This is a genomic window from Ruegeria sp. BA2 (assembly GCF_056539605.1).
In genome coordinates, this window is sequence record NZ_JBQFVE010000001.1 from 716,066 (window position 1) to 728,628 (window position 12,563).

Sequence of the window (12,563 nt, forward strand, 5' to 3'; positions counted from 1 at the left end):
AACCTACCAAAGCTGGCCGAACTCCTGTTCGAAATCCCTGAGCTTATCGCAATTGTTCTTGCAGGCAATTCTTTAGTCTAGTGCAGTTCGGTTTTGAATGTTCATTGATTAGGTCTGCCAACTCTGGCCGACATGAACCGCAGTTCGTTCCAGCCTGAAGGACGTCTCCGATATCGTCCACAGTAATCAAACGCTTTTGGGCAATAGCGCCGATGATTGTTTTTAGTCCGACCTCGAAACACGAACAGACAATTGGTCCACAGTCTTCTGATATAGCTGATGACCGTCCGGACAAGACATGCTGGAGCGCGCCCTGAGGCAAAGTTGCCAAATAATCCCGCATCAGTGTGATCGGTTGACGAGAGACGAAAAGCGCCGCCAAGATGTTTTGGCCGTTTGACAAAGCAATTCTGAAAGAGCCGCGTTTGGTGTCTTCTACTGAAGTGGCCACTGCGTCGGGTAACCCAAACCAAGCACGCGCGGTTTTTTCCCAGTTTTCGACGGGCTTTTTCCCTGCCAACTCCATCCTGTACCCGTTCGTCGTTTTGGCAGCTGCCCAATACTCGGCATCGGGTTCGGCCGCGGCCGCTGAAACGGCAAATCCATACCAGGCGGCGTTCAGACGTCGCAGGGAGACAGCCGTTGACTTGCTTTCCGGTTGTCCTGAAATCGGGTCAGTTACACTTGGAACAAGCGCATCCACACGGGCTGACGGAGCGGTTTCACCTGTCCAGTGAATCGGCGCAAACACTTGACCCGGCGCGACTGTGTCGGTGCTGCGAAGTCGAAAGATGCCGCTTCCAACCGGGCTGCACATTTCTACCAGATCGGCGGTGCCGAGGCTCAATTGACTGACGTCTTGGGGGTTAACCTCGACAAATGGTTCGGCCAAGTGGGCCGAAAGACGCGGTGACAGACCAGATCGGGTCATAGTGTGCCACTGATCCCGGTTTCGCCCTGTGTTCAAAAGAAATGGGTATTGTTCAGATGTCGCGGCCTGAGGCGGACGATGCGCAACGGGGATAAAACGCGCTTTACCGTCGGAATGAAAGAACTGCCCGTCGCCAAAAAACCGGCCATTCGATTTGCAGGATGTCGTTGGCCATCGTGTCGGGTTTAGCGCTTCGTAACCTGCGTCATCAATGTCCGACAACTCCGCGATGTCCAAGTCTTTGCCAAACGTCACGGCAAGCGAAGTCATGTTCGCATATTCTCGAAAAATCTGCGCGGGCGCCTCGTAGCTGAAAGCCTCTTTCCACCCCATGCGGCGGCCCACTTCGGCCAAAATATCCCAATCGGCGCGTGCTTGCCCCGGAGGTGGCAGAACGGCGCGCTGTCTGCTGATCGTGCGATCAGAATTGGTCACTGTACCGTCTTTTTCACCCCACCCAGCCGCAGGCAGCAACAAGTCTGCGTACCGCGCCGTATCTGTCTTGGCGGTCAGGTCGCTGACGACTGTAAATGGACAGTTTTTGATCGCCGTCTGCACCCGATCTGCCTCTGGCATGGTGGCTGCCGGATTGGTGTGGATGATCCAAAGTGCCTTAATCTGGCCGCCTTCGACCGCGCGAAACAGATCGACCGCCTTAAGCCCCTGCTTTTCCGGCAGTTTCGGCGCTTTCCAGAAGTCTCGGACGGCTGCTCTGTGGGCCGCGTTATCGATATCCAGATGACACGCGAGCATATTGGCCAATCCGCCGACCTCTCGACCGCCCATAGCGTTTGGCTGACCGGTGACCGAGAACGGGCCCATCCCCGCGCGGCCAATCCGACCCGTTGCCAGATGGCAGTTCAGGATCGCGTTGACCTTGTCTGTTCCGCTGGAGGATTGGTTTACACCCTGGCTGAAGATCGTAACAACGCGCTCGGTGCCGATCCACAGATCGCAAAACGCCTCAAGGTCGTCAGGGCTGAGCCCGGTCTCATCCGGATCATCAAGCTGTGCGAGTTCGAGGGCCTCTGTGAACCCGTGACTTCGATCCAGAAAATCCGCAGCTACATGCCCAGTTTGGTAAATTCTGCTCAGTAGGCGATTGAACAGCGCCACGTCGCTGCCGGGTCGCAATGCCAGATGCAGGTCCGCCTGATCACAGCTCGCCGTTCGACGTGGGTCAATAACCACAATCTTCGTACCGCGCGCCTGACGCGCGGCTATAACACGCTGATAAAGAACCGGATGGCACCAGGCGAGGTTTGAACCAACCAGAACAACCAAATCAGCTTCGTCCAGATCCTCATAAGTTCCGGGCACGGTATCTGTGCCGAAGGCGCGTTTGTGTCCAGCCACTGTAGACGCCATGCACAATCGAGAATTGGTGTCGATATTGGCCGACCCCATGAACCCCTTCATCAGCTTGTTGGCGACATAATAGTCTTCGGTCAGCAACTGCCCCGAGACGTAAAACGCCACGCTGTCCGGCCCATGGTTCTGAATTGCTTCAGAAAAACGATCTGCGACCAGTTGCAGCGCGTTGTCCCAGTTGGTGTCTTGGCCAAAGGCGCGAGGAGCCAGCAACCGGTGTTCCAGCCCAACTGTTTCGCCCAAAGCCAGCCCTTTCGAGCACAAACGACCATGGTTCGCCGGATGATCCGGATCGCCGCGAACGGTCAAACCGCCGACCCCATCGGGCCGCAATAGAACACCGCATCCGACCCCGCAATAGGCGCAGGTCGAGCGAACCTCGGGCAGACCGCTTCCGTCCATCAGGCAGCGCTCCGCCGGGAAACCGCGCTGTCGTCCAGCAGAATACGGCCGTCTTCAAGTCGCACCGGATAGGTGGTGATGTGACCATCGTCGGCACCCTGTGCCTCGCCAGTGTTCAAGTCAAAAACCCAGTTGTGCAGCGGGCATGTCACCGACTGGCCGTGGACGATCCCCTCGGACAGGGGACCACCCTTGTGCGGACAGCTGTTGGTCGCGGCATAGACCTCTGCCTCGGCAGTGCGGAAGACGGCGATGCATCCGATATGGGTTTTCACCAAACGCGCCCCGCGCAAGGGAACCTCGTCGATATGTCCGATGTCGATCCAGCTCATTCCGCGGCCTCCAATGTGAAATCTGCAATCGGCGCGTAAGTTTGCGCTTTTTCTTTGACGTGTTCGGCCCACGGATCTTTGCGGTAGATGCTTTGCGACAGCTCGAACCGGGCGACAAGGGCCGCGCGATTTTCAAGGTCGTCCACGACCTGCGCCTTGACCCAGCCCATGCCCACCTTGCCCAGCCATTTATACAAACGATCCAGATACTTGCCACCTTCGCGATAGGCCTGCGTGACGGCCACAACGACTTCGATCGCTTCGTCTTCGGTGGGAACCTGACAAAGCAATTCGGTTTCTTTCACATCCATACCGGCAGCGCCGCCAATGCTGATCTGGTACCCCGAGTCCACGCAAACGACGCCAATGTCCTTGCAGGTCGCCTCGGCACAATTGCGGGGGCAACCGGATACGGCCAGCTTCAATTTATGCGGCGTCCACGACCCCCAAAGGGTTTTCTCAAGCTTGATACCCAAGCCAGTGCTATCCTGGGTACCAAACCGACAATGATCAGTTCCGACACAGGTTTTGACTGTACGCAAGCCTTTAGAATAGGCATGGCCTGAGACCAGACCCACCTTGTTCAGATCAGACCAGATCGCAGGCAGATCCTCACCCTTCACGCCCAACAGATCAATGCGCTGACCACCGGTTACTTTGACAGTTGGCACGTCGTATTTGTCGGCCGCATTGGCGATGGCACGCAGTTCTTCCGGCGTAGTGATCCCACCCCACATGCGCGGCACGACGCTGAACGTGCCGTCTTTTTGGATATTGGCGTGTTTGCGTTCATTCACAAAGCGGCTTTGCGGGTCATCCTGGTATTCCAGCGGCCAATCCGCCAGCAGGTAATAGTTGATTGCCGGGCGACAGACATGGCAGCCATTTGGCGTTGTCCAGCCTAGCTCTTGCCAGACAGCGGCCTGGCTTTTTAGTTCTTGGCCCTTGATCAGTCGGCGCACATCCTCGTGCGTCAGGTCGGTGCAGCCGCAGATTGGTTGCGCCGCTGGCATCTGGAATTCGTCACCCAGAGTGACCTGCAACACCTGTTCGACCAGACCCGAACAGGTCCCGCAGGACGCGCTGGCCTTGGTACTTGCCCGCACCGCGCCCAGATCGTTGTCCCCCGCATTGATCGCCTCGACAATCGCGCCTTTGCATACGCCGTTGCAGCCGCAAATCTCCGCCTCAGGCGGCAATGCTGCAACGGCTGAGAGAGGGTCCGCGGTATCGCCCCCCTGATAGGCCGGGCCAAAGATCAGCGTCTCGCGCATCTCCTCAATGCTGGTGCCGTCCTTAATCAATCCGAAGAACCAGCTGCCATCGGCGGTGTCGCCATACATGACAGCACCAACCAGCCGATCCTCTTCGATAACGAGGCGCTTGTAGACGCCGTGCGAGGGGTCACGGAACACGATATCCTCGCGCCCCGACCCGTCGGCAAAGTCGCCTGCGCTGAACAGATCGCAGCCGGTGACTTTCAACTTGGTCGAGAGGGTTTTCTGAACAAAGGCAGCCTCTTCGCCCAATATTGCCTGCGCGGCCACTTTCGCCTGATCATAGAGCGGTGCGACAAGACCAAAGACCTCTCCATCATGTTCGACGCATTCGCCCACGGCGTAGACATCCGGATCCGAGGTCAGCATTTGATCATCCACATGGATACCGCGCCCGGTGGCCAGATCAGCCTCTTGCGCCAGTGCCGTATTGGGGCGGATACCGACGGCCATAACGAGCAGATCACAGGGCAGTTCGGTCCCGTCATCCAGCAGCAGCGCGCGGACCTTGCCGTCTTTCCCAAGGATTTCCTTGGAGTTCGCCTGCAAGCAAATCTTGATACCTTTGTCTTCCAGCGACTTCTTCAGCAAATAACCTGCGGCTTCGTCCAGCTGACGCTCCATCAGGTGACCCATGATGTGCACCACAGTCACGTCGACCCCATGCGCGGCCATGCCCGCTGCGGCCTCCAGCCCGAGTAATCCGCCGCCAATTACGACGACTTTGTTGGCGGGGACCATGCCCATCATCCGCTGGGTGTCTTCCAGATCGCGATAAGCGATCACACCGTCCAGATCATGACCGGGCAGAGGGATGATGAACGGATTTGACCCGGTCGCAACAATCAGCTTGTCGTAAGGAACATGCCCGTTCGCGCCCTCAACCACCTTCATCTCGCGGTCGATCTTTTCCACCTTTTCGCCAAAGCGACAGGCCACGCCCCGCTCGGCATACCAGGTGTCATCATGGGTGACGATCTCTTCATAGGTCTTCTCACCCGACAAAACTGGGCTGAGCATGATGCGGTTGTAGTTCCCGCGCGGCTCGGCGTTGAACAGGGTGATGTCGAACGCATCCGGCGCGGCTTCGGTCAGGTGTTCCAACACCCGGCCTGAGGCCATACCTGCGCCTATGACAACAAGTCTTTGCTTCATGATTTCACTCCGCTGCAATCGCCTTGGGGGCGGGTGTTTTTGGTTTGGCGCCATGTTCATATTCTTCGAGGAAATCGAGGACTTCCTGCCGGTAAGCATAGTAATCCGGGTGCTCCAGCAGCGCTTTGCGCGTGCGCGGACGCGGCAGCTCAACCTTGGTGATCTTGCCGATCGTTGCCTGCGGACCGTTGGTCATCATCACCACGCGATCGGCCAGCAGGATCGCCTCATCCACGTCGTGGGTAACGCAGATCGCAGTGACCTTGGTGCGGGACCAGACCTCCATCAGGACTTCCTGTAATTCCCATCGGGTCAGGCTGTCGAGCATCCCAAAGGGCTCGTCCAGCAACAGCAGCTTGGGGGACAGAGCAAAGGCGCGGGCGATGCCGACGCGTTGCTTCATGCCGTTCGACAAGTCGGAGGCGGATTTGTCCATAGCATCGGCCAGTCCGACCCGTTCCAGATAGTATTCGACCACATCTTGGCGCTCGGCCATGCTGGCCTTTGGATAGACCTTGTCCACCCCTATCGCGACGTTTTCCTTGGCGCTGAGCCAAGGGAAAAGGTTTGGGGATTGGAACACCACGGCGCGTTCGGGATCGGCCCCTTCGACGTGGCGACCATCCAGCTTGATTGCACCCTTTGAGATGTCGTTGAGCCCAGCCGCCATGGTCAGAACCGTGGACTTGCCACAGCCCGAGTGGCCAATCAGCGAGATGAACTCGCCCTTGTCGATCTTCAGGTCGAAATCCTCAACCACGGTCAGCGGGCCTTTGGGCGTCGGATAGACCTTGTGCAGTTGCGAAAAGTCGAGGAAGCGGTTCTCGATCAGCCCCTTTTGCGCCTCTGCCACCGCGGTTGGAACACCGTGGATTGGGGTGACATCCGGGAGGATACGCGAGCCTTCGACCTTGGCCTCGATCCCCACATCCATCAGGTATTTGGTGACGTCCGCGCGCAGGCGCTTGAACGTCTCATCGTTGTTCATCGCACCGCGTTCGCGCGGGCGCGGGATCGAAACACGGAATTCCTGGCCCAGCGTACCGTCGGGGTTCAGGGCAATGATGCGGTCGGCCAGAATGATGGCCTCATCCACATCGTTGGTGATCAGAACACAGGTTTTCTTGTCAGCATCCCAGATATGTTCGATCTCATCGGCCAGATTGGCGCGGGTCAGCGCGTCGAGCGCTGACAGAGGCTCGTCCAGCAGCAGCACCTCGGGATTCATCGACAAGGCGCGCGCCACGTTGACCCGTTGGCGCATCCCGCCCGACAATTCCGCCGGGCGACGCGTTGCGGCATGGCTGAGGCCTACCATCTTGACGTAATGCGCGACCTTTTCAGCCTTCTCGGTCTTGCTGAGGCCGGGAAAGACGGTATCCACCGCGAGCCCTACATTGCCGCTGACTGTCAGCCACGGCATCAGCGAGTAGTTCTGGAAGATCACACCACGCTCCGGGCCCGGCCCCTTGATCGGGGTGCCTTTGAAGGTGACTTCGCCCTTAGATGGCATGTCCAACCCTGCCATCAGGTTGATCAGAGTGGTCTTGCCAGTGCCGGAAAAGCCGAGGATCACCAGAAACTCACCCTCTTGCACGTCCAGGTCGATGCCTTTCAGCACATCGGTGCGCGCGGTGCCTTCACCAAAGGATTTCGAGGCGTTCTTGAAGCTCAGAATGCTCATCGTGCTCACCGGTTGTTTGTGAAGGTAAACAGGGATTGCAGTGCGTACATCACGCGGTCCAGCAGGAAGCCGATGATGCCGATGGTGAAGACCGCAACCATGATCTTGGCCAGCGAACTGGACGAGCCGTTCTGAAATTCATCCCAGACGAATTTACCTAGACCGGGGTTCTGCGCCAGCATTTCCGCCGCGATCAAGACCATCCAGCCGACACCCAGCGACAGGCGAAGGCCGGTGAAAATCAGCGGCAGGGCCGAGGGCAGCACCAGCTTGGTGATCTTGGTATAGGTGTTCATTTTCAACACCTTGGAAACGTTCACCAGATCCTTGTCGATGGACGCCACACCCAGCGCCGTGTTGATCAGTGTCGGCCACAGCGAACAAAGGGTCACGGTTATGGCCGAGATCAAAAAGGACTTGGCGAACCAGCCGTCATTCGTGACGTAAACGGCCGACACGATCATGGTGACGATCGGCAACCATGCCAATGGCGAAACCGGTTTGAATATCTGGATCAACGGGTTCAGCGCGGCGTTCGCAGTCGGAGACAGACCAGCGGCAATTCCAAGCGGCACAGCGATAACGGTGGCAATCAAAAAACCGAAGAAAACGGTTTTGATCGAAGTCCAGATTTGTTGGTAGTACGTCGGCGCCCCGGTGAAGGCGACGTCCTTCACTTTCTCAGGCTGACCGGCGTCAATGAATTTCTGATTGCGCTTTTCGACCATCGCCTCGAACTTGGCGCGTTTGGCGGCTTTGGCCTGCGCATCTTCGTTCAGGCTTACCATTTCTTCCCAGACCTGAGCCGGTCCAGGCACCGCGCCCAGCGATGTCTGCACCTTGGGGGCCAATGTCCCCCAGAGCAGCAAGAAGGCGCAGATCGACAGCAGCGGGACGATCAGCAACCGCCAAATCTCGGTCATCTGAGCGCGCGGGTTATCTCCGGCAGCGGCCTTCAGGACGGGAGTGGCCCAGCTGAGGCCCAGCACCTGGAACCATTTGTCGGCGGCGTTGATGCGGGTGAACAGGCGGGTGCGACGCGCCTCTCGGGCGGCGTCTGCGTTGAATTCGGGATCGACCGTTGTCATCTGTTGTGTCCTTGCGATGGCGGGGAACTTGTGGTGCCGCGCCCGACCGATGCCGGGCGCGGCGTTTCGGGATTAGCCTTGTACGTCCGAGCCGACGATTTTCTGCTCGCCTTTCAGACCAATGGACAGGCTTTCGAGATAGGCGTTGGGGGTGCGGCCGTCATAGGCGATGCCGTCGATGATATCTTCGGCAGGGGTCGGTGCCTTGTAGCCGTCGCTATCCCAGGGGAAATCAGCCTCATTTGCCATCCCTTCGTCGACCAGTAGACGCGCAGCCTCGAGGTAAATCTCGGGTTTGTAGACCGACTTGGCGACCTCGTCATACCAGCTGTCGGGCTTGGCCTCGGCGATCTGACCCCAACGGCGCATTTGGGTCAGGTACCAGATGGCGTCCGAGTAGAACGGGTAGGTGGCGTTGTAGCGGAAGAACACGTTGAAATCTGGAACTTCGCGTTTGTCGCCCTTTTCGTATTCAAACGTCCCGGTCATCGAGTTGGCGATGACGTCGTAATCCGCGCCTACATATTCCGCACGGCTCAGGATTTCGACCGCTTCGGGACGGTTGGCATTGTCGCTCTCATCCAGCCAGATCGCCGCGCGGATCAGGGCCTTGGTTACGGCCAACGTGGTGTTGGGGTATTGTTCCGCGAACTCGGCGTTGAGACCAAAGACCTTTTCAGGGTTGTTCTTCCACAGCTCATAGTCGGTGATCACCGGTACGCCGATGCCCTTAAACACCGCCTGCTGGTTCCAGGGCTCGCCCACGCAATAGCCGTAGATCGTACCGGCCTCCAACGTGGCGGGCATCTGCGGCGGTGGCGTCACCGACAGGAATACATCCGCACCGATCTGACCGGTCACGTTTTCGGGGCTGTAAAAGCCCGGATGCAGCCCACCCGCTGCCAACCAATAGCGCAGCTCATAGTTATGGGTCGAAACCGGAAAGACCATGCCCATATTGAATGGCTTGCCTTCGGATTTGTACTTCTCGACCACCGGGGCAAGCGCCTCGGCGCTGATCGGGTGCTGGGGGCGGCCATCCTCCATTACAGGGATGTTCGGCTTCATCTCTTCCCAAATCTCATTGGACACGGTGATGCCGTTGCCGTTCAGGTCCATCGAAAATGGTGTGATGATATGGGCTTCGGTCCCATAGCCTATGGTCGCGGCCAAAGGCTGCCCCGCCAGCATATGCGCGCCGTCAAGCTGCCCGTCGATCACGCCATCCAACAGGACTTTCCAGTTGGCCTGTGCTTCCAGAGTTACAAACAGGCCTTCGTCCAGAAAGTACCCATTCTCATAGGCGACGGCCAGCGGGGCCATGTCGGTCAGCTTGATAAAGCCAAAGGTCAGTTCGTCTTTTTCAAGTTCCAGTTCGGCCAGTGCCGGAGACACAAGCGCCGTCGTTGCGGCAAGGCCTAATAGAAGCTTTTTCATCTCGATCCCTTTCGGTTCAGCCCAACCCCTTGGGCAAACAAAAAAAGCCGCCGACGCAGTCCGCCGGGAGGAGGTGGCGGATGGTCGAGCGGCTTTGCTCTTGTGAGGTGCCCTGGATTGTGGGCGAATTCCGTCGGTGGGCTCCGTTGCCTGCCGATAGGCTAAGTAAGCCTGCCAGGGCTCGCGCCGTCATCTGTTTTCGGCGTTTCAGCGCAGGTTTCTCTGCATCGCAGCGATAATTTACGCTGCACTGCAAAAAAAATGTGCAGGCTTATACAGTCGGCTCGAAAATGCGCCGGTCGAAAAACAGATTTTGCGGCAGAATCAAACCACCATTGGTCGAAGCGACCGTCGTCGACTCGGCAAGCGCGCCTTCCAGTTTTTCTGAAGCACCAGGTGTCTCATCACCCAAACCCTGAAGTTCACGACGATACAGATCGCTTCGAAAGACCCTGCCAGCCTGGCGCTCCGCAGTACCCGCGTCCAACCCGTTACGAACGGCGAGTTGATGTGCAATCCACTTCGCTTGGCTGCGCCAAGGAAAAGTAGCAGCGCCATCAAAGAACTCGACAAACCCATCCACATGGCGTTGCTCGCCGCGCGCCGAGATAGTGAACTCACCCATCAGCGCCCGGTCGATCAATTCGGGTGAGACGTTAAGGTAGGTTTTGCGCGACAACATCTCGGATGCGGTTGTTGTGCTGTCCGTGTTTGAAAGCCAACGTCCCGCGTGCCAAACGGCCCGCATGAGGCTGCCCAGCAAGTGCGGTTCGGTTTCGGCCCATTCGTATCTAACCGCCAACACCTTTTCAGGTGCGCATGTCCAGATAGCCTTACCGGGCAGCAGCAAAGTGCCAACATTGTCATCCACGGCGAATGAGCCCCAAGGCTCGCCAACACAGAAGGCATCAATCTCGCCACCCGCAAGCGCCTGCGACATAAGAGGCGGCGGAACAGTGCGGATTTCGACCTGTTTCGACGCCAGTTCGGTTCCCGCAACCCAATAGCGCAGCAGTTCAACATGCATCGAAAACGGAAACGGCACGCCGAACACCAAAACGTCACCAGCAGCCTTTGCCAGTGCAGCCCCAGCCGCAGCGGCATCAGTGAAATCAAAGCCATAGCCCTGATCGATCAGACGCCCGGCCAATTGAGTTCCAACACCTATGACGTTGCCATTCAGGGAAATGACCGACACCGCAGAAAGCGGCGTCGCGATACCGCCCAAACCCAAGGCCATTGCGACGGGGATAGGTGACAAAAGATGCGCCGCGTCCACATGCCCAAAGGCCAGCATATCGCGCAAAGAGGACCATGACGGAGCCGGTCGCAGGTCCAACGAAATACCTTCGGCATGGTCGAATCCCATCTCGCGCGCGACAATCAACGGGGCCGCGTCAACCAGCGGCATATAGGCGACAGGCAGGTTTACGGTTCTCATGACAACAACCCCGAAGCCGTGACCAAGGCTTCGGCCACATCTGCAACCCGGCGGTTCTGGTTCATCGCCGTTTTGCGCAGAAGGGCATAAGCCTCGTCTTCCGACACGCCTTTTGCTTTCATCAACAACCCTTTGGCACGGTCGATTACCTTGCGTTCTTCCAGTGCGCGGCGGGTCTCGGCCAGTTCGGTCCGCATCTGGCGTAGCACCTGAAACCGGGCGATCGCGGTATCGATCACAGGTTTGATGCGCTCGGCTTGCAAACCATCGACTACATAGGCTGATACCCCGGCCTCAACCGCGGCTTTCGCTAATCCGCCCGCAGCGCCCGAGACGAACATGGCCACTGGTCGCTCCATCGGGCCGGAGGCAACGGTCAACTCTTCCAGCATATCCCGCGATGGATTGTCTATGTCGATCAGAACGATGTCTGGGCTATGCATTGCGATTTTACGCGCCAACCCAGAGACATTGCCGATTACAGAAACGTCTACGTCTCCCGTCTCTTTTAGAGCATCCACAATTGCAAAGGCGCGCTCTTGGTTCTGTTCGACGACAACGATAGTTAGATGTTGATTCATAGGGTCTCAATTGAGCCAAAGATTCTTTGGTCACAATTCCAAGGCCAATAAACTTTTCATCAGACTGGCGCTTCGCCCAATTTATTAGCCAATTTTTGGAATGTAGCGGAATGTCTGCACATTATTTCTATATGCCTTAAGCGAATTCTACCCTCGGCAAAGCGGTGTGCGCATCCCATCGATTCACTGGTACTTCAGTAGCGCCACCTATTGGTTGTTTGAGGGTTCGGTTACAGGCTCAGATATAACTTACAAAAAAAGGGGGAACGGGTCCGCTTTGAGCTCGGAGCAGACATTCGTGCTGCAGTTTCCTGAGATTGTTCGACAGCTGATCCAACCAGAGTTTCCAATTGACCCTCACGGCAAACAGGAGCGTTGAGGCCCGGCTGGCACAGCACTAGGTATCCTTGTGAAAGGCGGATGCGCGCACTGAGATATGTACGACGATCCCCGATTTCGACATCGACCTTTACGTTGAAACCGACCGGATAACCCTCTCTTCAATTTTATTGAGTCGCACGACAATATCGCGCGAAGTGGATCGCGGACAATTGTTCTTAAGCGGAGATGCCAAGCTGGCGCGTACAATGGATCGTTGGCTGTATCACCGGGCAAAAGAAGACAGGAACGAAATTCTGCAACTTGCCTAGTGACGTGTGAGAGACTTCTACGGCGGGTACAAAAGCAGACTTTTGTCTCTCACGCAGCATCGATCACGCAGGGTTCAAAGCAGTCATTCGACGAGTTCAGATGAACGACCGAAGTGCGGGGCATAGCGAGCTTTCGCTGCGGTTACTCGAGTGAACGCTCCGGAGAAAACACCGCATATGAAGGCTCGTTTTTGAATGCAAGAACGCATCATAT

Annotated in this window: 9 protein-coding genes; 1 reads left to right on the plus strand and 8 read right to left on the minus strand. The window is 57.3% G+C overall.

Annotated features, from left to right (window positions below):
• Window positions 1-43: 43 nt before the first annotated feature.
• The 8 genes from ACR0NN_RS03525 to ACR0NN_RS03560 all read right to left on the minus strand — a co-directional run bounded on the left by ACR0NN_RS03525 (window position 44) and on the right by ACR0NN_RS03560 (window position 11,699).
• On the minus strand, window positions 44-2,704 hold the full coding sequence (locus ACR0NN_RS03525) for a nitrate reductase (RefSeq protein WP_170719732.1): 2,661 nt from the start codon (window positions 2,702-2,704) through the stop codon (window positions 44-46).
• On the minus strand, window positions 2,704-3,036 hold the full coding sequence (gene nirD / locus ACR0NN_RS03530; protein ID WP_170719734.1) for a nitrite reductase small subunit NirD: 333 nt from the start codon (window positions 3,034-3,036) through the stop codon (window positions 2,704-2,706). The genes ACR0NN_RS03525 and nirD overlap by 1 nt, the downstream gene beginning before the upstream one ends.
• A complete protein-coding gene (gene nirB / locus ACR0NN_RS03535; RefSeq protein ID WP_480683897.1) occupies window positions 3,033-5,468 on the minus strand; it encodes a nitrite reductase large subunit NirB in 2,436 nt (811 codons plus the stop codon). Before nirB ends, nirD begins: the two co-directional genes overlap by 4 nt.
• Window positions 5,469-5,472: 4 nt before the next feature.
• Window positions 5,473-7,152 carry an ABC transporter ATP-binding protein gene (locus ACR0NN_RS03540; protein ID WP_170719739.1) on the minus strand — a complete coding sequence of 560 codons (1,680 nt, stop codon included), beginning with the start codon at window positions 7,150-7,152 and terminating at the stop codon, window positions 5,473-5,475.
• Between the two features lie 5 nt (window positions 7,153-7,157).
• Complete coding sequence (locus ACR0NN_RS03545) at window positions 7,158-8,240, minus strand: ABC transporter permease (protein ID WP_170719741.1); 1,083 nt, start codon at window positions 8,238-8,240, stop codon at window positions 7,158-7,160.
• 72 nt (window positions 8,241-8,312) lie between these two features.
• Window positions 8,313-9,677, minus strand: coding sequence for a CmpA/NrtA family ABC transporter substrate-binding protein (locus ACR0NN_RS03550; protein WP_170719743.1), 1,365 nt, complete (start codon window positions 9,675-9,677; stop codon window positions 8,313-8,315).
• A gap of 271 nt (window positions 9,678-9,948) precedes the next feature.
• Window positions 9,949-11,118, minus strand: coding sequence for an ABC transporter substrate-binding protein (locus tag ACR0NN_RS03555; protein WP_170719745.1), 1,170 nt, complete (start codon window positions 11,116-11,118; stop codon window positions 9,949-9,951).
• Window positions 11,115-11,699 carry an ANTAR domain-containing protein gene (locus ACR0NN_RS03560; RefSeq protein WP_170719747.1) on the minus strand — a complete coding sequence of 195 codons (585 nt, stop codon included), beginning with the start codon at window positions 11,697-11,699 and terminating at the stop codon, window positions 11,115-11,117. Before ACR0NN_RS03560 ends, ACR0NN_RS03555 begins: the two co-directional genes overlap by 4 nt.
• Window positions 11,700-12,208: 509 nt before the next feature.
• On the opposite strand from ACR0NN_RS03560, the gene ACR0NN_RS03565 reads away from it, so the two are divergent.
• The gene (locus tag ACR0NN_RS03565; RefSeq protein ID WP_170719749.1) at window positions 12,209-12,349 is read left to right on the plus strand and encodes a hypothetical protein; all 141 of its coding nucleotides are present in this window, start codon (window positions 12,209-12,211) and stop codon (window positions 12,347-12,349) included.
• Window positions 12,350-12,563: the final 214 nt, after the last annotated feature.

Coding starts and splice junctions, on each gene's coding strand:
- ACR0NN_RS03525 (WP_170719732.1), bottom strand. CDS start 2,704: ATGGACGGAAGCGGTCTGCCCGAGGTTCGCTCGACCTGCGCCTATTGC.
- nirD (WP_170719734.1), bottom strand. CDS start 3,036: ATGAGCTGGATCGACATCGGACATATCGACGAGGTTCCCTTGCGCGGG.
- nirB (WP_480683897.1), bottom strand. CDS start 5,468: ATGAAGCAAAGACTTGTTGTCATAGGCGCAGGTATGGCCTCAGGCCGG.
- ACR0NN_RS03540 (WP_170719739.1), bottom strand. CDS start 7,152: ATGAGCATTCTGAGCTTCAAGAACGCCTCGAAATCCTTTGGTGAAGGC.
- ACR0NN_RS03545 (WP_170719741.1), bottom strand. CDS start 8,240: ATGACAACGGTCGATCCCGAATTCAACGCAGACGCCGCCCGAGAGGCG.
- ACR0NN_RS03550 (WP_170719743.1), bottom strand. CDS start 9,677: ATGAAAAAGCTTCTATTAGGCCTTGCCGCAACGACGGCGCTTGTGTCT.
- ACR0NN_RS03555 (WP_170719745.1), bottom strand. CDS start 11,118: ATGAGAACCGTAAACCTGCCTGTCGCCTATATGCCGCTGGTTGACGCG.
- ACR0NN_RS03560 (WP_170719747.1), bottom strand. CDS start 11,699: ATGAATCAACATCTAACTATCGTTGTCGTCGAACAGAACCAAGAGCGC.